Source organism: Bacillus sp. 3255, from assembly GCF_031456485.1.
GTDB lineage: Bacteria > Bacillota > Bacilli > Paenibacillales > NBRC-103111 > Paenibacillus_E.
In genome coordinates this window covers 137,692-157,380 of the sequence record NZ_JAVDUS010000022.1, presented here as the reverse complement: position 1 = coordinate 157,380, position 19,689 = coordinate 137,692, and the positions used below count along the sequence as shown (strand labels likewise).

Annotated in this window: 19 protein-coding genes and 1 pseudogene; 18 read left to right on the top strand and 2 right to left on the bottom strand. The window is 49.3% G+C overall.

Going from position 1 to position 19,689, the window contains the following annotated elements; genetic code table 11:
- Window positions 1-2: 2 nt before the first annotated feature.
- The 15 genes from J2X61_RS28900 (at window position 3) to J2X61_RS28830 (ending at window position 15,217) form a co-directional block, all read left to right on the top strand.
- On the top strand, window positions 3-1,646 hold the full coding sequence (locus J2X61_RS28900; RefSeq protein ID WP_310192962.1) for a response regulator: 1,644 nt from the start codon (window positions 3-5) through the stop codon (window positions 1,644-1,646).
- A gap of 108 nt (window positions 1,647-1,754) precedes the next feature.
- On the top strand, window positions 1,755-3,419 hold the full coding sequence (locus J2X61_RS28895) for an extracellular solute-binding protein (RefSeq protein WP_310192959.1): 1,665 nt from the start codon (window positions 1,755-1,757) through the stop codon (window positions 3,417-3,419).
- Between the two features lie 109 nt (window positions 3,420-3,528).
- Window positions 3,529-4,422: an ABC transporter permease gene (locus J2X61_RS28890; RefSeq protein WP_310192956.1), complete on the top strand. Its 894-nt coding sequence runs from the start codon at window positions 3,529-3,531 to the stop codon at window positions 4,420-4,422.
- 15 nt (window positions 4,423-4,437) lie between these two features.
- Window positions 4,438-5,316, top strand: a complete 879-nt coding sequence (locus J2X61_RS28885) for a carbohydrate ABC transporter permease (RefSeq protein ID WP_274472711.1) — start codon at window positions 4,438-4,440, stop codon at window positions 5,314-5,316.
- A 73-nt stretch (window positions 5,317-5,389) separates the two neighbouring features.
- Window positions 5,390-7,045, top strand: coding sequence for an MGH1-like glycoside hydrolase domain-containing protein (locus J2X61_RS28880; protein ID WP_310192952.1), 1,656 nt, complete (start codon window positions 5,390-5,392; stop codon window positions 7,043-7,045).
- Window positions 7,046-7,060: 15 nt separating this feature from the next.
- The gene (locus J2X61_RS28875) at window positions 7,061-7,957 is read left to right on the top strand and encodes a glycoside hydrolase family 43 protein (protein ID WP_310192949.1); all 897 of its coding nucleotides are present in this window, start codon (window positions 7,061-7,063) and stop codon (window positions 7,955-7,957) included.
- Window positions 7,958-8,077: 120 nt separating this feature from the next.
- Window positions 8,078-8,551 (top strand): hypothetical protein, encoded by a 474-nt coding sequence (locus J2X61_RS28870; protein ID WP_310192946.1) that lies wholly within the window; start codon window positions 8,078-8,080, stop codon window positions 8,549-8,551.
- Window positions 8,548-9,051: a hypothetical protein gene (locus J2X61_RS28865; protein ID WP_274472715.1), complete on the top strand. Its 504-nt coding sequence runs from the start codon at window positions 8,548-8,550 to the stop codon at window positions 9,049-9,051. Before J2X61_RS28870 ends, J2X61_RS28865 begins: the two co-directional genes overlap by 4 nt.
- A 122-nt stretch (window positions 9,052-9,173) precedes the next feature.
- On the top strand, window positions 9,174-10,565 hold the full coding sequence (locus J2X61_RS28860) for an aminotransferase-like domain-containing protein (RefSeq protein ID WP_310192942.1): 1,392 nt from the start codon (window positions 9,174-9,176) through the stop codon (window positions 10,563-10,565).
- Between the two features lie 114 nt (window positions 10,566-10,679).
- A complete protein-coding gene (locus J2X61_RS28855) occupies window positions 10,680-11,789 on the top strand; it encodes a flavin monoamine oxidase family protein (protein ID WP_310192940.1) in 1,110 nt (369 codons plus the stop codon).
- Window positions 11,789-12,757, top strand: coding sequence for an alcohol dehydrogenase catalytic domain-containing protein (locus tag J2X61_RS28850; protein ID WP_310193008.1), 969 nt, complete (start codon window positions 11,789-11,791; stop codon window positions 12,755-12,757). The genes J2X61_RS28855 and J2X61_RS28850 overlap by 1 nt, the downstream gene beginning before the upstream one ends.
- Window positions 12,758-12,781: 24 nt before the next feature.
- A complete protein-coding gene (locus tag J2X61_RS28845; protein ID WP_310192938.1) occupies window positions 12,782-14,095 on the top strand; it encodes an MFS transporter in 1,314 nt (437 codons plus the stop codon).
- 151 nt (window positions 14,096-14,246) lie between these two features.
- On the top strand, window positions 14,247-14,360 hold the full coding sequence (locus J2X61_RS28840; RefSeq protein ID WP_310192935.1) for a YjcZ family sporulation protein: 114 nt from the start codon (window positions 14,247-14,249) through the stop codon (window positions 14,358-14,360).
- Window positions 14,361-14,465: 105 nt separating this feature from the next.
- Window positions 14,466-14,558, top strand: coding sequence for a YjcZ family sporulation protein (locus J2X61_RS28835; protein WP_310192933.1), 93 nt, complete (start codon window positions 14,466-14,468; stop codon window positions 14,556-14,558).
- 167 nt (window positions 14,559-14,725) lie between these two features.
- Entirely contained in the window at window positions 14,726-15,217 is a 492-nt protein-coding gene (locus tag J2X61_RS28830; RefSeq protein ID WP_310192930.1) for a DUF3189 family protein, read from the top strand.
- Between the two features lie 68 nt (window positions 15,218-15,285).
- On the opposite strand, the gene J2X61_RS28825 is transcribed toward J2X61_RS28830, so the two are convergent.
- Window positions 15,286-15,792 (bottom strand): C40 family peptidase, encoded by a 507-nt coding sequence (locus J2X61_RS28825; RefSeq protein WP_274472720.1) that lies wholly within the window; start codon window positions 15,790-15,792, stop codon window positions 15,286-15,288.
- 373 nt (window positions 15,793-16,165) lie between these two features.
- Between J2X61_RS28825 and J2X61_RS28820 the strand changes: the two genes are divergently transcribed.
- Entirely contained in the window at window positions 16,166-16,486 is a 321-nt protein-coding gene (locus tag J2X61_RS28820) for a helix-turn-helix domain-containing protein (RefSeq protein WP_310192927.1), read from the top strand.
- A 1,109-nt stretch (window positions 16,487-17,595) separates the two neighbouring features.
- Here J2X61_RS28820 and J2X61_RS28810 read toward each other — a convergent pair.
- Window positions 17,596-17,975, bottom strand: a pseudogene (locus tag J2X61_RS28810) (RNA 2'-phosphotransferase).
- Between the two features lie 492 nt (window positions 17,976-18,467).
- Here J2X61_RS28810 and J2X61_RS28805 point away from each other — a divergent pair.
- Window positions 18,468-18,797 (top strand): PadR family transcriptional regulator, encoded by a 330-nt coding sequence (locus tag J2X61_RS28805; protein ID WP_274472722.1) that lies wholly within the window; start codon window positions 18,468-18,470, stop codon window positions 18,795-18,797.
- Between the two features lie 16 nt (window positions 18,798-18,813).
- A complete protein-coding gene (locus J2X61_RS28800; protein ID WP_274472816.1) occupies window positions 18,814-19,680 on the top strand; it encodes a pentapeptide repeat-containing protein in 867 nt (288 codons plus the stop codon).
- Window positions 19,681-19,689 lie beyond the last annotated feature (9 nt).

Below are 19,689 nucleotides of genomic sequence, written 5' to 3'. Positions count from 1 at the left end.
CAATGTACAGGGTTCTGGTAGTTGACGATGAGATGATTATTGCAGACGGATTATGCGAGGTGCTGCAGGGGATTCCACAGCTGGAGTTAGACGTATATAAAGCCTATTCGGGCATGGAGGCATTGCGGCTTTTTGACCGGACTCGTTTCGATATTGTGCTGACGGATATCCGGATGCCGGAGCTCGACGGCTTGCAGCTGCTGGAGAAAATCCGCGAGAGATGGCCGCAGTGCAGGGTGATTTTCCTTACGGGTTATAACGAATTTGCCTATGTGTATTCGGCTATCCAGTATGAGGGGGTCAGTTATTTACTGAAAACGGAAGGCTATCCGAAGGTGATCCAGATGGTGGAGCATGCCGTTATGGAAATTGAAACCGAGTTCAAGGCGCAGTCCCTGCTCATGAATGCGCAGCAGCAGCTGGATGATATGAGAGGGATGCTGCAAAACGAGTATGTGAAGCGGATTCTAAACGATCAGCTGGATGTACGAGAGATTCATCAAGAACAATTCAATGAATTGGCGATTCCGCTGCAAGCCGACCGTCCTGTCCTCCTCATGATAGGCCGAATGAACGGTATGCCGGGCAAGATGACGTATTCGGAGAAATCGCGGCAGCTCTACCGGATTAAGCTGATCGCTGAGCCCTATCTGGCTTCGCATGTGTCTTTTGTGGCAGCGGTGAATGAACATATGGATCTGGTGTGGTTCATTCAGCCGTTCCAAGATCATATGGAGAGGGAAGGCTGGGATCGCACCTTGACCTTCATGAAAGGGACGGTGGAATTAATCCAGGCGGCGTGCCGCGAATCCGTCGGTGCCGTGCTGTCCTTTGTGCTGGATGACAGCACGGTTGTCTGGCGCGAGGCCGCCGAGCGTTTCTCGACGCTAACGATGCTGATGAATTATCGCATCGGCCAAGGCGGCGGCATGCTGCTGCTGGACAAGCAGCATGTAGAGGGCGGCCATCGCGAGAAGCCGCAGATCCGGCAAGCCAAGCTGGATCAGCTCGCAGATCAATTGGAGCACGGGCAGCGAGCCGACTTTAACAGTACGCTGCTCGCCTGTGCGGCCTCTGTACAAGAGATTGACAGCATGCACGATGTTCCTGCACAGGAGCTGTATTATGCCATCGGATTGGTCTTCTTATCCTATATGAATCGTTGGCATTTGGTAGAGACCGTGGCGGAGCAGATCGGACTTCATAAGCTGATGCAGCCGGGCGAGCATGAATCCTGGAAGGTGGCTTTTGACTATCTAGGGCGTGTTGAAGACATTCTGTTCAACCTTCAGAACCAAGAAGAGGAGAGAAGGGCGAATGCGATTATCGGATTCATTCAGAAGCATATTAGAGATCATCTGCACAACCCGGACGAAATCTCGCTGATGAAATTAGCCGAGCTGGTATATTTCAATCCTTCCTACCTCTCCCGCTTGTTTAAGCAAGTGACCGGAACCAATCTATCCGACTATATCTCCGCTGCTCGATTGGCGAAAGCGAAAGCGCTGCTGGAGAATCCGAATATTAAAATTCAAGATGTAGCCGAACAGGTCGGGTATGGAACCGCTACGAACTTTACGAGGTATTTCCGCAAGGCAGCGCACATGACACCGCTCGAATATCGGGCTACGATCATGAACAAGTAAACAAGTGATTCAAATGTAAAGACATGAATATTGAATGCCGAATGAATGCGCTTTACCATTAGAGAGGTAGGCATGCTACTACATGATCGATCTTTCGGGGAGGTTCACATGAGAAAAAGAGATAAAGCCAAATCAGCCGTTATTCTCTCGGCAGCAGGACTAATGGTGCTCTCAGCTTGCAGTTCATCAAGTACGGAAGACAACACGGCCAAAGCAACGGAGAAGCCGGGCGCAGCAACGCCTCCAGCCAACCTGATGGCCAAGTATGAGAAGCCGGTCGATATTACCGCCTGGCGTTACACGGAAGCCACCTACAAGTACGAAAACGGCGATACCATTGAAAATAACATTTATACAAAAGCTTATCAGAATGAGCTCGGGATCAACTTGAAATACCAGTGGACCGTGCCCATCGAGCAATTCGATCAAAAGCTGAATGTGGCGATTGCCGCTGGAGATTTGCCGGATATCATGTGGCTGAAGAATAAGCAGCTCACTGACCTGACGGATAATGATATGCTCTATGATTTGACCGAGCTGTATGAGAAATATGCATCGCCTATGGCGAAGAGCATCCTGCAGCAGGATCAGAAGGCCTTCAACACCGCCAAAATCGGCGGCAAGCTGATGGCGATTCCACAAACGTCATCGGCGATTGACGGACTCCCGCTATTGTATGTTCGAACGGATTGGCTGAACAAGCTGGGACTCTCCGAACCGAAATCGATGAAGGATGTTCTGGCTGTAGCGGAAGCGTTCACGAAGAAGGATCCGGACGGCAACGGCAAGGATGATACGTTCGGGATGGCGTTTACGAAAACGTTTTTGACCGATTCCCATTTCGGCACGTCGGGCTTCTTCTCCGGCTTTCATGCCTATGCGGGCAAATGGGTGAAGAATGCCTCCGGCAACTTGGTTTATGGAAGCACTTTACCGGAAACCAAGGCTGCGCTGAAGCAATTGCAGGACATGTACGCACAAGGGCTGCTGGATAAAGAATTCGGTGTCAAAGACCGCGCGAAAGTTACGGAGTCTGTAGCCGGCGGCAAAGTGGGTATCTTCTATGGCAGCATGTCCGCGCCGCTCTCGATCACGCAGAAGAATATCGACAACGATCCGAAGGCGGAATGGAAAGCGATTCCACTGCTTTCTATCGATGATGAGAAGGCTACGCCAATCGGTAAAATGCCGATTCAACGGTATTATGCCGTCAGCAAGAAGAGCAAAAATCCGGAAGCGATTATCAAATTACTCAACTTCGCGATGGATGGCTATGACGAAAGCAAGAAGCCTAACCCAGAGATGAGCTTCAGCAAAACGAATATCCCTGTTTATCTCTACAGCTTAATGAATCCGGAGCCTGCGAATAAAAACTTGAACGCACATCATAATGCGCTCAGCGCGATTGCTGCGAACGATCCTTCCAAGCTGTCGACAGAAGAGAAGGGCTACTACGACAAAATCGTAGATTTTCGTAAAGGAAATAAAGCGAATTGGGGAACAGAGCGCGTCTTCGGTTCGCCAAGCTCCTTCGATGTCATCTCTCAATATGTAAAAGATGATAACTACATGCTGGACGCCTTCTATGGCGCAGCGACACCGACGATGGTGGAGAAGAACGCCTCCCTTCAGAAGATGGAGGAGGAAGTATTCACGAAAATTATTATGGGTCAATCCATCGATACGTTTGACAAATTCGTTGAAGATTGGAAGAAGCTTGGCGGCGATCAGATCGCGAAAGAAGTGAACGACTGGTACGCGAAAAATAAATAAGAATCGGACAACTTAAGACGAGACGAAAGCTTAGGGGAAAGCGGTCGTAACACTGCTTTCCCCTTCGTTATTCGCCCGCCAATGCAAACGGAGAGGAGTACAAGTGGAGATGAATAAAAAACTGCAGGAAATTCCTTTGCATCTCATGCTGCTGCCAGGCGTCATCCTTACCCTGATTTTTAGCTATGTCCCGATCGCAGGGATTGTCATTGCCTTTCAGAAGTTTGTACCATCCAAGGGCATTTTCCATTCCAAATGGATCGGACTCGATAATTTCCGCTATATGCTGGAGATGCCCAATTTTTCGAGCGTTGTATGGAACACTGTTTTTATCGCCGTGATGAAAATTATTGTTCATTTAATCGTGCCTGTTATTTTTGCTCTGCTGCTGAATGAGGTTATTAGCACGGCATTCAAACGTACTGTACAAACCATCATCTATTTCCCCTATTTCCTGTCCTGGGTTATTCTGGGGGGCATTCTCATCGATATCCTTTCGCCATCCGCCGGCATTGTGAATCAATTTCTGGGTCTGATCGGCATCGAGCCTATCTTTTTCCTTGGCAATGAAAACTGGTTTCCTTTCACACTTGTCGCATCAGACACTTGGAAGGAATTTGGATATAGCACGATTGTGTATTTAGCCGCCCTGACGGCGATCGATCAATCTCTGTATGAAGCTGCGGTCATGGATGGGGCTAATCGCTGGAAGCAGACGCTTCATGTTACAATCCCCGGCATGATGCCGATCGTCACGCTAATGACCGTATTAAGCTTAGGCAACGTACTGAATGCGGGGTTCGATCAGGTGTTCAATCTGTACAGTCCAATGGTTTATAGCACGGGTGATATTATTGATACGATGGTGTACCGAATCGGGTTAGTAGATGCGCAATACGGCGTAGCGACGGCGGTTGGATTGTTTAAATCCGTGATTGCCTTCATCCTCATCGTGATCTCCAATAAGCTTGCCAATCGATTTACCGGTTATCGGATTTTCTAGGTAGGGGGTAAGGTTATGCAAAAAATGACAGTGAGCAGAAAAATATTTCTGTTATTCAACTATATTTTGTTGGGGTTAATCGCCTTTCTATGTCTCCTGCCGCTGATCAACGTATTAGCTGTCTCATTTAGCTCCAGCAGCGCTGCGGCAGCGGGATTCGTGAAGCTATGGCCGGTGGATTTCACGATTGCCTCTTACAAACATGCCCTAACGAAGAGGGAGTTTATGGAGGGCCTGTACGTTTCGGTACAACGCGTAGTGCTGGGGTATGTGATCAATATGGCCATTACGATCCTCATTGCCTACCCGCTTTCCAAAGAAACGAGCGTGCTTCGTTCAAGGAACGTGTATGCTTGGTTCTTCATCATCACTATGCTGTTTCACGGCGGATTAATTCCCAGCTATATGACCATGAAAGCACTTGGCTTGCTGGATACGATATGGGCGTTGGTGCTGCCGGGAGCTGTGCACGTGTTCAATATGATTCTGCTGCTGAATTTCTTTCGGAACTTGCCGAAGGAAATTGAAGAGGCTGCCTACATCGATGGAGCGGGCCATTGGAAGGTGCTGTGGAGCATGTACATTCCATTATCCAAGCCTGCGCTCGCAACGATCACGTTATTCACCGTCGTGATGCATTGGAATTCTTGGTTCGACGGCTTGATCTACATGAACTCGCCATCGAATTATCCGCTGCAAAGCTATTTGCAAACGATTATCGTCAATCCTGACTCCAGTACGCTGTCATCAACCGAGCTTTATATGTCCGAGGTATCGGACCGTACGTTCAAAGCGGCGCAAGTCTTCCTTGCGGCATTCCCGATTTTGATTTTTTACCCCTTTCTACAAAAATATTTCATGAAGGGCCTCGTCATGGGCAGCGTGAAGGGTTAAGGCAACCTGATCATAGACTGAGCGAATTGGGCTGCCTTTGGCAGTCTTTTTCATCAAGGAGGAATAAGAAGGTATGCATGAACAACTATTGAACCGGCTTCGGGGCCTCTCCGTAGAGGAGCAGGTGGGTCAGCTGAAAAAAGCGACGGACGGAGACGTGCTCCAAGCCTGGCAGCAATCCGGAGTGAAGTTCGCATCGACGGGCGGCCGTCTCGAGGCAACCTATTACACGGCGCTGCGCAAGCTGCTGGATTGCATCGTGCCAACGATGGGGGAAGCCCCTGTCCTGCACGAAGGCGGCATTTATTTGGGGTGCTGGATGGAAAGCACGGGAACGATCAATAATGAGCTGCTATCGCGTTTCCTGCCGGCGGTATCGGAGGACACCTTTGAGCTATTTGCGGACTATCAGAAGGAAGACGGGCAGATGCCCTATAAAATAACGGAAAACGGTCCGGCTTACCGGCAAATTCAGATGGTAACGCCGCTGGCTCGCAGCGTGTGGAATCACTATACGCTGAATGGACGCAATCAAGCCTTTCTGAGAAAAATGTATGAGGCGATGGCACGCTTTGACAAGTGGCTGGCGACGTACCGCGATACACGGCAAACCGGCTGCGTAGAAGCCTTTTGCACGTTTGATACAGGGCATGACCTGTCTCCGCGGTTCTGGCATGTGCCGGATTCCGCGCATCTTGACGATGCGAGACAGTATAATCCGGACTCTCCGATTTTGCCTTTCTTAGCGCCGGATTTGACGGCGAATGTATATTGCCAGCGGCTTTATTTATCGCGCATGGCCCAAGAGCTGGGGGATGCGGAGGCGGCTGCGGGCTGGGAAGCCAAGGCTCAACAAAGCTTGGATAGCTTGTTTGAACATTGCTACGACAGGGCGGATGCCTTCTTCTACGATGTGGATCGGAACGGTGAATGGGTCCGCATTCAGTCGGATGTTCTCTTGCGGGTGTTGGCTTGCGAGGTGGGCGATGGCGAATTCTTTGCGGCTTCGCTGCGGAAGTATTTGCTCAATACGAGCAAATTTTTCGCCAAATATCCGTTCACCTCCATTGCCATGGATGACCCCCGCTTTGATCCGTTCTCCAGCTACAATACGTGGGCAGGCACATCCAATTTCTTGAGTTTGATCCGTACGCCGCACGCCTTCGAGCATCATCATCGTTATGTGGAGCTGACGTGGGTGCTGAATCCGATCGTTACGGCCTTGGCGCAGATGACGCGTTTTGCGCAAACTGTTAGCCCTTGGACAGGGAAAGAGGGCTTTACGGAGTCCTATTCGCCTGCCATTCTGTGCCTATTAGACTTCGTTGAGCGGATGAGCGGCATCGTGCCAAGGCCTGATGGGGAACTCTGGTTCACTTCATTAATCCCGTATCCGCAGGACCATGGCGAGGTGATGGCCGCCGAGATCGGCTACAGCCGAATCATCGATGGGGTCACGTTTGAATGCCTGACGACAAAGGAAGGAAGCACCGTCTATCGTAACGGCGAAGCCTATTTGCAAATCCCGAGCGGTACTCGGGCTGTGACCGACAGAAGCGGCCGATTGAAAGCCGTCATCGGGATGAATGTGCGTACAATTGAAGGAACGGTTAGGTATGAAGGACAAGAACTTCCTCTTGTGGTGAAGGGAAATGAGCAAGTCGAGCTGTCACAAGGACGATTCATCCGTGTGCGCGATCTAGGCATTATCTATCCAACGTATCGATAAAGGAGGTGTTCATCTATGGCTGCGGTTCATAATCATCAATTGCAAGTGCGGGATCCCTTTGTCATTCCCGTTCAAGCGGAAGGACTATACTACTTGTTCGGGAGTACGGATCCGAATATTTGGGGCAAGGGAATCGGGTTTGACGTGTACGTGGGGAGAGACCTGGAAACCTGGGAAGGGCCTTACCCGGTCTTCCGGCCCGATGCGGACTTCTACGCGGAGAACAATTTCTGGGCGCCGGAAGTGCACAAGTACGAGGGCCGCTTTTATATGTTCGCGACCTTCCGCCGGAAGGACAACAACTTGCTCGGCACCGCCGTGCTCGTCAGCGACAGCCTGTTAGGTCCTTTTACCCCGCATAGCGAGGGGCCGCTGACGCCGAAGGCATGGTGCTCGCTGGACGGGACTTTGTTTATCGATGAGGAGGGTCGGCCTTGGATGGTGTTCTGCAGAGAATGGCAGCAGGTAAGAGATGGCCAGGTTTGCGCGGTCCGCTTAACGAAAGATCTGAAGGGCACCATCGGAGAGCCTGAGCTTCTCTTTACCGCTTCACAAGCGAAGTGGCCGACTTCTTTCCAGCATGCGCGTTATCCAGGTCAAGACAACTACGTGACCGACGGACCTTCCATGTATCGTACAGCCAAGGGCGAGCTGATGATGCTATGGGCTAGTTTTATTCACAATACGTATGCTGTCGGCGTAGCGAAGTCCGTATCCGGTCGGGTACAGGGGCCATGGGTACAGGAGGAAGAAGCTTTATTTCGAAGCGATGGCGGACATGGCATGCTATTCCATGCCTTCGACGGAACCCTGATGCTCGCGGTTCATACGCCGAATCAGACACCGAATGAGCGGCCGCTTTTCCTGCCGATTGAAGAGGTGAACGGCACGCTGAGAGTGCTTAAAGAATAGGAACTAATTAGACACCTCCGCTGAGGTGTTTTTTTTACGGATAAACGATTTGGATGATTTCAGGCATGTATGGGAATAATTTGTATCTGTATCAGCTAACTTCTTCAAAGGATGATTGCAATGTCCATTGCGATTCTGGCTTTAATGGCATGGTTGGTGATGATTGTATTCTCGCTTGTGCCCAAAGGGTTAACACTTACGGAAATGGTTCTTCTATACTTCGTCATCGTCGTCTTAACCATTACGATATTCACTATCCTTGATGTTAATCTGAACTGGGTTCCACTCACTCGCAAAGTTGAAGGTTCCTTAGCCATGTATATTTGTCGTTTCTTCGTAATCCCTCTTCTTGTCCTCATGGCTGCCTGCGTCCTCCTTTCGAACATGAAAGTGAAATGGCGTGTGGTTTTATCGGCGATCATCGTCATGGTCTTATCCGGGGCGGACCGGATTTATTTGAGGCTTGATCTCATGGAGTTCGTGAGATGGAATGTAGGCTATTCCGTTCTCATGTACGGGGTATTTGTGATCCTCATCTGGCGTATTGCCCATTGGTATATAGGCCTGGATAAGGAGGTCTCAAAAGAATCTTGAGCGAAATTCGTTACGACTATTCCTTTAATCTGAATGAGTGGTTTATCGTCATTGCCCTCATTGTTGGAACCTTGATGGTATTATGGCTGCCACGACGTTTTTCTAAAAAGACGGCCTGCGTGTACCTGATGTGCGGCGTATTTAACGGTTTCTTTTTCGATCATACGTTGAGTGTGTTTCCGGTTAGTTTTTATGATATTAATGATACTTCCCGCTTTGAAGTGATGGACTTTTTTTCCCATGTGATGTACGCACCCTACAGTTATCTTTTCTTTTATTTATATGACTTCTTCCGTGTCAAAACGAGTAATGCTATGTTGTACATTCTGGTATGGGCATTCGTAAGTACCGGTTTCGAGCGATTGTGCGTGCTAGTTGGGATCTTTCATTACCAACAAGGATATAGCATCTATTACTCTTTCTGCATTTATTTGGTCGTCTTGAGCTTGTGGGTGACCATCTATCATGTCTTGAAGAATCATGGAGACCAACGTTTTTAGCTATTCGCAAGGCCGGCAGCAATTGATTATGGTTCTAGAGGGTTAGTGTAATGAAGGGTTCAAAGGTTATAATAGAGCATACCTCGTTCTTCAAACTAGTAAGATGACAAAGGATGCCGATCATGCCGATTAATTCTTTTGATAACTATCCAATGAGCTGGAAACCATCGATTGATAAAACCCAAAAACCTATTTATAAAGTACTCGCAAGGCAATTGTATCAGGATATTCTAAACGGAGTTCTGTTACCCGGAACAAGACTCCCTTCGCAGCGGGAACTGGCCGATTTCCTAGACTTAAATTTGAGCACGATATCCAAAGCGTTTAAGATGTGTGAGTTGAAAGGTTTGTTAAGTGCAGCCGTTGGCAGTGGAACATTCGTATCGTATGATGCGTTATCCAATGCGTATTTACTTGAAGATACCAAGCCGAAGCACTTAATCGAAATGGGAGCGACACTGCCGGATAATGCTTCATACGAGCCGTTGCTGCTTCAGTTGAAAAGTATGCTGCAAGATACGGATTATGAAAAGTGGTTCGGTTATGGCCGTTCAGGCGAAAGCCTCTGGCAAAGGGACGCAGCTCTTAAACTCATCCGAAGAAGCGGCCTTGAAACAACAGTCGATCGCATTGTACTGGCTAATGGTGGTCAGAATGCCATTGCGGCCACACTTGCAAGTTTATGTAAGCCTGGAGACCGCATTGGTGCCGATCCGCATACATACCCTGGTTTAAAAACGGCTGCAGCGATGCTTAGTATCCAAATTGTACCGATAAAGTCGGAGAACGGCGAAATGAGTCCGGCTGCTTTGGAATACGCGTGTAAAAATGACAATATGAAAGGCGTTTACTTAATTCCGGATTATCATAATCCGACAGCTAGTACGATGTCGGTAGAGAATCGCCAAAGGATTGCAGCCGTTGCCAAAAAGTATAATCCATTCATTATTGAAGATGCGTCTTACAGCCTTCTGAGCGACAAACGGCTTCCCGCAGTGGCCTCCTTCGCGCCGGAACAGACCATCTACATAGCGAGTTTATCCAAATCGATCGCACCGGGCTTGCGGCTAGCCTATGTAGCCGTTCCGAGTCCCTTCAAGGAGCTAATTGCCAAGGCTTTATATAATTTAAATGTTTACGTGTCGCCGTTGTTTGCCGAACTGGCAGCGCGTACAATTGTATCTAATCAATTCGAAAGCATAATTGATGGCCATCGGGAACAAGCCATTCGCAGAAATCGAATCGTAAACCGATACTTGTCAGACTATACGTGCTTGGGGGCTGAAACAGGTATCTTCCGTTGGCTGCTGTTACCAGGCAGTATCACAGGTGCAGAGTTCGAAAGGCTAGCCGCAAAGCAAGGGGGACAAGTGTATGCAGCTGAGCGGTTCGTAGTGGGGAATAGTACCCCAGAGCGGGCTGTAAGGATTGCAGTCTGTGCACCGGCAACGGTCCAAGAGCTAGAGGAAGGATTAGCGATCCTTCAATATATACTTCACGAGATAACCGAATAGGAAAATTGTTTGCCATACAATTATGATATTGTATGGCATTTTTGTGCGTGTTATGATGGAGCAAATCTTGTTGAAGGGTAGCAAGAAGCTTGCTTGAAGGAAGGAGGAAGCCTTATGGACAATCAAGTGGTTATTGTTGGAGCCGGTTTAAGCGGCCTTCGAGCTGCCTCTCTGCTTCATGTGCACGGGATCTCATGCAGGGTGCTAGAGGCTAGAGACCGGATTGGCGGCAGGGTCATGAGCACTTCTGTTCTGAATCGGCCTGAGCTGGGCAAGTTTGACCTCGGACCGACATGGTTCTGGCCGCAATATGAGAGCACGATTACCAATCTGGTTAAAGAATTACAGCTAGAAACCTTCAATCAGTACACCGAAGGAGAGATACTGCTGGAACGGTTTCACAACGAGCCGGCAGAGCGATATAGGCTGCCGGCTAACGCGAATGAAAGCTCGATTCGATTCACAGGAGGCGTACAGTCGCTTATTGATGCGTTAGCGGATACGATTCCTCCAGGGACCATCGAGTTAGAGACACGAGCTACAGCTCTTCGGCTCAATAGTAATGGTACGGTCACGGTTGATGCCGTTCATGCAGACGGAGAGCGTGAACAGATAACAGCAAACGCGGTGATTCTAGCCTTGCCGCCTCGCCTTGTGGCGCGGCATATGGCATTCACGCCGCTTCTTCCTCCAGAACTGGTTGCCGACCTTGTCAACAAACCTACGTGGATGGCAGGACAGGCCAAGGCCGTTGTCGTCTATGATCGTCCTTTCTGGCGGGAATTGGGGTTCTCCGGATTCGTATCAAGCCGGGTCGGACCCTTGCAGGAAATTCATGATGCTTCTCCTGGTACAGGCTCAGGAGCGCTATTCGGTTTCTTCGGCATACCAGCCCCCATGCGCCATAAACTAGGGCAGGAGGAATTGAAGAAAAGAATCATGGACCAATTGGTTAGGCTGTTTGGACCCCAGGCTTGTCAAGAACGTGCTTTTCTTTACAAGGATTGGTCGGAAGATGACGAAACGGCTGTTGAAGAAGACTTCGAACCGCTTATGAATGCCCCGGCCTATGGTCAACCCTCGGTCGTTGGGAGATGGGAGAAGAAAATCTTCTTTGCCGGTACAGAGACGAATTCGCCATTCGGCGGGCATTTGGAAGGTGCGCTTCGGTCTGCTGACAAGGCAGTTTCAGAGATAAATAAATGGATAGGAGGCCGTGCATGATGAAAGTGATGAACGCCGTACAAATTCCCGCCAAAGGGGAAAAAATGCGATTGGTGCAGATTCCGGTGCCCCAGCCGGGAGAAGGGCAAGTCTTGCTTCGTGTAGAAGCATGCGGCGTATGTCATGGTGACTCGCTCGCCATTGGAGGGGCGTCCCCAGCGTATCCCCGCATCCCTGGCCATGAAGTCATTGGCAGCGTTGTGCAGCTTGGTGCCGGTTCCACGAAATGGAACATTGGCGATCGCGTGGGTATTGGATGGCATGGTGGGGACAACCACGTTACAGGCCTGACCATCGACGGCGGTTACGCTGAGTACATGGTTGCCTATGAGGAGAGCTTGTCATTGATCCCGGAGGAATTGTCCGCGGTAGAAGCAGCACCCCTTATGTGTGCAGGTGAAACAACCTTTAGTGCACTTCGGAACAGTAAAGCTCGGCCTGGCGATCTTGTAGCCATTCAAGGGATTGGCGGACTTGGGCACTTAGCGGTTCAATATGCCCGCAAGGCGGGGTTCCGCACGGCAGCGATTTCGCGCGGCAGCGACAAAGAAGAGCTGATACGTCAACTTGGAGCCCATCACTACATTAATTCCGACAAGGAAGACCCGGCTTTGGCCTTGCAGGCGTTAGGTGGGGCCAAAGTCATTCTCGCTACTGCGCCGAACGCCCAAGCGATCGCTTCCCTCATGAACGGGCTTGGATCGGATAGTGAGCTCATTATTGCAGCCGGCTCGGGTGAGCAGCTGGGTTTATCGGCAAGAGATTTCCTCAAAGGACCGAATACGGTGAGAGGCTCCTTTACTGGACATGCGCGAGAAATTCAGGAAGCCGTTAACTTCAGCGTGCTTACGGATGTACGGCCCATGATTGAAACTTTTCCGCTGGAACGTGTTAGCGAAGCCTATGACCGAATGATGGCGGCATCCACTCGGTTTCGGGCCGTTCTCCATATTCATGAAGGCAATTAATTGGTAATAGAAGGGGATGGGGACATGTCGAGCCGAACAGCACTCGATCAAGAACAAATAGAAAACGGGAGAGAATCACTGAAGCAATATGTGGATTCCCCTGAGAAACAGCGTCAGCTGCACCAAAGAACGATGATCATCGTCGTTGCCTCTCAAATTTTTGGCGGGGCGGGATTGGCTGCAGGAATCACGGTAGGGGCACTGCTCGCACAGGATATGCTCGGAACAGACAGCTTTGCCGGCGTTCCGACTGCCCTGTTTACGTTAGGCTCTGCTGCCGCGGCGCTAATCGTCGGCCGTCTGTCCCAACGCTTGGGGCGTCGTGCGGGGCTGGCTGCGGGTTTCTTAACAGGCGGGCTTGGCGCTGCAGGCGTCGTCCTGGCAGCCGTCTTCCATCATATCGGGCTGCTCTTGCTTTCGCTGCTGCTCTATGGAGCAGGGATGGCAACCAACCTGCAGGCCAGATATGCCGGAACGGATCTGGCCCTCCCGACAGGAAGGGCCAAAGCGATAAGTACGGCTATGGTTTTCACGACCATTGGCGCGGTTGCCGGGCCGAATCTTGTCACGTTGACAGGTCGGATAGCGACATCTCTTGGCGCTCCTGCGTTATCCGGGCCCTTTATGCTGGCGGCCATCGCATATCTGTTGGCGGGATTCGTGCTGCTCATCTTCCTGCGGCCTGATCCTTTGATCGTGGCCAAAGCCATTGCAGAGGTTGAGCGATTAAAAGATCGTCAGAACGGCACACTGCCATCATCGCATGCATTGGAAGCGGGTTTCAATAAACGGGGGATCATTGTTGGCGCGTCAGTGATGGTAGTAACCCAGATTGTTATGGTCGGCATTATGACCATGACGCCGGTTCACATGAAGCATCACGGACACGGACTTGGAGAGGTTGGTGTTGTGATCGGCATCCATGTTGCTGCGATGTATCTGCCATCGCTATTAACGGGTGTTCTCGTCGATAAGTACGGAAGATTGCCCATGTCCTATGCCTCAGGTATTACGCTGCTCTTGGCCGGCTTACTGGCTGCATATGCACCCGGGGACTCAACGGTGCTGCTCGTTCTTGCACTTGCGCTTCTTGGATTAGGGTGGAACTTCGGGTTGATCAGCGGGACAGCGGCGATCGTCGATGCCACGACTCCCCAAATACGCGCGAAGACGCAAGGAACCGTGGACGTTCTTATTGCTCTGGCTGGGGCATCCGGAGGCGCCTTGTCCGGGATGGTTGTGGCTCAGTCCAGCTATTCGACACTCTCCTTGGCTGGAGGATTTCTGTCCTTGCTTCTTATTCCGGTTGTGTTGTGGTCCCGTAGAAAAGGGGGATGATAGGGAGCGGGAATAAGTGATAAAGACACAGCGGCGGCCGGCCATGAAGGGATAGGCACATGTAACTGATCATTCCGTCCAAGCAAATGCGCTAATAGGTTCGTACTTTATAAAGTCGTCAAACTTTTGATTACAAGAGGAGGAGCACTTTATGGGTTACACCGCGTCATCTGCTGGAAGCTATGGTGGAGGGTATACATCGGCAGCAACCGTCCTTGTTCTGTTCATCTTACTGGTTATCGTTCTCACTTCAGTCAGCTTGTAAGGTCTTACATTTCCTTAATTGCGATTATGTCATTTGGATGAAAATTGGCAGCATGGATTCCTCTCTACAAGTGATTGCTTTTTCCAAGGAAGGAGGATACGAACTATGGGGTATACAACAGGTAATACGACAAGCGCAGCCGCAATTTTAGTTCTCTTCATTCTATTGGTTATTGTTACTATGACATTCGTCTGGTAATTAGCAAAGAATCGTTCTCATCATTATTTTGATAATGTTGTTCAGCCTGTGGCGAATTAGCTGCAGGCTTTTTTAATTTGCACGGGGCTGCAGATGTCAAGCATTGTATCGATTGTTTTTGTCATTGTGGGGGATAATGATAATAAAGAGAATGAGGTGGCTTGCCAATGATATATATTTATAACGATTTCGGGGGGACGCATACGACGGCTTTGGCTGCAGCTTATCATCTGAAGAAGTTGGATGAAACTCGCGAGCCCACGAAGAAAGAAATCCTGAACACGCATAATTTTAATAAATTAGTGTATAAGGACAGAGGAAAGTTATACTTTCACGGGAAAGATGAGGACGGCAACAAGGTCTATACAATGGGGAGAGGCAGGTCTAAGATTCTTAATTTGATCGATATGTTGATTGAGGAGGGGGTTCTGCATGAAAAAATTATATTATCCAATACGTCTCCGACGGTGCCTTTTTCAATGACATGTGGCGGCATGCTGTCACGGTGGCTGAAGATTGATTTTATAGGCGTACCGTTATTAATTATTGGAGCTAAACAAGCCTATCAAGACATTATCCATCTCGTTCATCATACAAAGAAAATCGCAAAATCCTCAAATACACAATTAATCATGCTGGAAAATAAAGATTTCAAATGATAAGAATATGAAAAAAACGAACTACTAATCTCAAAGAGATCAATAGTTCGTTAACCGTTCTGTGGAACCTATTTAATCACACGGCGTGCTGTCATGTAGTGAGACTTCCAATAGGAGTTAATCGTAGTGATTTTCACACCGCCGGCACCGTAAGTGTTTAACATTTTGTTATTTCCAACGTAAACGCCTACATGGCCGACTCCGGGTCTGCCCGGAACGGAGAAGAATAGCAGGTCGCCTTTCTTCCAATTGCTTTTCGAAACATAACTACCGACTCTCGATTGCTGAGCAGCTGTCCGCGGCAGGCTAATGCCGTATTTCCCGAAAATATATTTCGTTAAGGTCGAGCAGTCGAAGTTGCGTGTCTGTCCGACTTTGGCCCCGAATTTATAAGGCGTGCCCAAATATCTTTTCCCTAAAGAAATAATTTTATCCGCTTTTGACGTTGCGGTGATTGTAGCAGCAGTAGCAGCTTGAGTAGGTTGTGGACTACTGATTAGCCCTCCTGAGATAGCAACTGTTGCTCCAATTGTCATAATTGCCAAGCGCTTGCTCCATTTATGATGTAGTTTCATAGTTGTCTTCCTCCTTGTTATGAGCGCTATTTCGTAGCTAAGCCTAGTATAGCAGACTGAAAGTCTCCTATAATTTACTAGAGGGAGAGCAAACCGTGGGCTCGAAAGGGATCAGACCGCTTTATTAGAAAACCATGAGAATCTTCTTTGAAAATTATTCTTGACTAGCTGTAGATCAACAAAAAGCTCGGTTTTAAGCCATTTATAAGGGCCCATCCTGGCCCCGACGCAAGCGTAACTGGAATTTCTCCTTTTATTTCAGCTTAAAAATCCTCTTGTAGAGATATAACTGGAGATTCCTCTTAGGCCCCTTAATTAAACTGGAGTCCTCTCAACCAATAAATTAAACTAAAAGCAAGGGAGATGATCCAGAATGAAAAAGAGGTTTAAAGAGGAAGAAAAACTTAAAATAGTTAACGAAGCATTGGCCGGTGTTAAGATTGGGGTACTCGCCCGCTTATATGACACACACCCCGAAACCATCCGTTTGTGGGTGAACGATTACCGCGACGCCATCCCAGAATCGGAGATCCCTCGAACAGATGAGAACATAGAGGAATTACGGCGACTGCAGGAGGTGGAGGAGCGCTATGAAAAAGCGGTGAAAGTTCTTGGTGAGAAAGAACTCGAAATAGAAATCCTCCGAGAGCTATTAAAAAAGAAAAACCCCGCTTATCAGAAAAATTTGAAGTAGCAGACCCATTCATTAAGCGGGGTGAGCCAGCAGCAGTTGTACTGCACATCCTTGGGATATCGGAGTCAACATACTACGAACGTAACGTGATCTACTCAGCCTAAGAGCATTTAATACGCTTGGGGAGGATGCTTCTGAAGCGTTCGAAACCTATATGGACTTCTATAACAACCGTAAAATGCATGGAAGCTTAGAATTGATGCCACCGACTAAGTTTTCAAATTGGGTGGACAAGACACCTATTTAGAGGGCCTAGCCGCGGAAATACAAGCCCTTATTTCAGTATAACGAGGGCCAATAGCCGTGGAAGCGGAAATAAGATGCGTTATTATGCTGATTGAGCTATGAAACACCCAAATTCAGCAAGGATAACGCGTTGTATTTCCGCTTTACCTTCCAGAACCGCTAATTCAGCCGTAATAGCGAACTGTATTTCCGCTGGCGTGAGAGTCCTTGGGCCACAATATTTCCAAGGGGGAACTCGTGGGGTTGTTAGGCAATAAATAGTAGCGAGGTCATTCCGGCGCGGCAGCTTGTTAGGTGGATGTGTGCGACATTGAAGGGACAGGCTCTTAAGGGTACGAGGATGGAGTTCTGCCGTGATGACAGTAGATTCGGTTGGGAAGCTTGGCGGCGCGTGAGCGGAACGGAAATACAGGCCCTTATTTTAGTAAAACGAGGGCCAATAGCCGCTGAAGCGGAAATAAGATGCGTTATTATGCTGATTGAGCTGCGAAACACCCAAATTCAGCAAGGATAACGCATTGTATTTCCGCTTTACCTTCCAGAACCGCTAATTCAGCCGTAATAGCGAACTGTATTTCCGCTGGCGTGAGGGTCCTTTGGCCTCAGCTCCGACCGTGGAACGCCCACAGTTACGTGGACGAATGCCGCGCTATGTCGCGCTTTCGCGCCGTCGCGCCGCCGCACCACCGGCGCCACCGCCGCCGCCCACCGGCATCGCCGCCCCCCACCGGCATCGCCGCCCCCCATCCCGCTTACCGGGCCGCGACAAGCTGCTTCTCACGCTCGTGCCGGCCGCACCTTCGGTGACACGCCGGCTTCCAGCGCTCTTGCGACCGATCGCCATCGAACGACCGGCGCATGGCTCACGTCTCGCCTTCCTTATATAGTGAGATGAATTGGGCCGGCACAGCATCTGCAAGCCACACTTCATTGCCCGCATAGTAGAAGTTAACTCCCGCCGAACGGGCCTTAGCCAAATTTATGCATAGAATGACTAGCTCCCCTCTTCGCCTGCCAGCCAGCATGGCAAAATGCAGCCCTTCGGACATATGCACGTATTGGCAGCCATGGCCTGCATTCCTTCCTTCAGAATCACCGGCGCAGCCTTTGCATTCGTTCCATGGAAAAGAAGCACCGGCGGCTCTCCGACGGGGTATTGCACTTTATCGTGGCTATGCCCGTAACGAGCTCGAATCCGGTCGCCGTAAATTTCATAGCGCTGCTTCTCGCAGCAGGCAACCAGTTCTTCAATTTCACTTGCGCTTATCCCAGACCAAGCCTTCTGCGCGCATAGAACTTCTAGAGATATAACTGGAGATTCTCCTGTTATCTCGATGAATAATGCCGCAAAGTGGCCCGTTCAGCCCTATTTTAACGGGAGAAATTCCTGTTATTCATCTCCCAAGGCCAGCTCTAGCTTCGATTAACTGGCGTTTTTCCAGTTATGCTGCAGACTTAAGGACTAGCCGCTGTGCGCTTGCTTGCTTATCAGGAAAGATGCTTGCGATAGAGGTAAGGATCATCAGGATGAAAGCTGCCTGGCGTCTGTCGTAAATCGCAGACAAGCTGAAGGAGCGGGAACAATCCCCGCCTTACATCATCCAAGAAAACCGCGCTCATGCGCGGGTTTTTTATTATGAATCCGCCGATTTTTCTAGGCAAAGTATTTAATTTAAAACAGTACCTTGACAGTCATAGTAATATGACTTATTATACGGATATGGAGGTGATTGAATTGAGCGAGAACAAGATCACATCCGACCTGCTTCGCGGACATACGGATACGATGATTTTACGGCTCTTGTCTGAAGCTGATCGCTATGGCTACGAGGTTGTCAAACTGATTGCCGAGCGCTCGGGAGGCGAGTATGAGTTGAAGGAAGCGACGATGTACTCCAGCTTCCGGCGGCTTGAGGCAGACGGGGATATCGAGTGGTATTGGGGCGATGAAACTCAGGGAGGACGGCGCAAATATTTTAGAATTACCGAGAAGGGCAAGGACACTTACACCCGTAACAAAAGCAATTGGGAATACGCCAAGCGCGTATTAGAAAATTTAGTATAAGGAGAGATTGGATATGATGAATCCCAAATTGACGGATTATTTGAACAGCGTTTTTACGCCATACGATGGGGTGAAAAGCGTCAACGAATTAAAGGCCGACCTGCTCTTGGATTTACAGGAGCGATACCGCGAACTCAGAGCGGAGGGCAAGGATGATGAAACAGCGTTTCAGATGACGATTGAGAGCATCGGCGATATTGAACAAACGATCCTGGAGGTCGCCAACCTCTCCCGTTCGCTGGAACGGCAAGTCGTGACAAACTTTAGCGCAAGCAACTTGGCCAAAAGCGACTTTGCAGGCGTTACCGCGCACAAAGGGCAGTTTAAAGGCAGCGCGCTGCATGGTTCCGATTTCTCGGGCGCAGATTTGACCGGCAGCTCGTTTAAGAGCAGCGACGTACGCGAAGCCATTTTTGACGGCGCGAATCTGACGGACTGCAGCCTATCCACGCTTGACCTGTCCAAGGCAAGCTTCCACAAGTCGATCCTAGTACGAACCAATTTCAGCAAGTCGGGGCTTGACGGCGTCAAATTCACAGGAATAAGAATGACCGACGTGACGTTTACAATGACCGATCTTAGAAAAACGATGTTTGAAGGTTGTTCATTTGATGGGGTTGACTTCACATACTCCGATCTGACCGGGCAGTGCTTCGACGGACAGACGTTTATCGGCGTTAAGTTTGACAAAGCGGGATTGAACGGAGTTTCCTTCAAGGGCGCTACTTTAAAGAATGTTTCTTTTCAGTCTGCGTTTACGTTCTCTAAGAAGTACTATCGTGCGATCAAAACCATCTGCTTTGACGGCGCAACGATGGATAAACTGACCTATGCATTGCTCAAAGGCATGGAAGCCAATTTGTCCCAAGTTACTGTCGTTTAATTTAAGGGA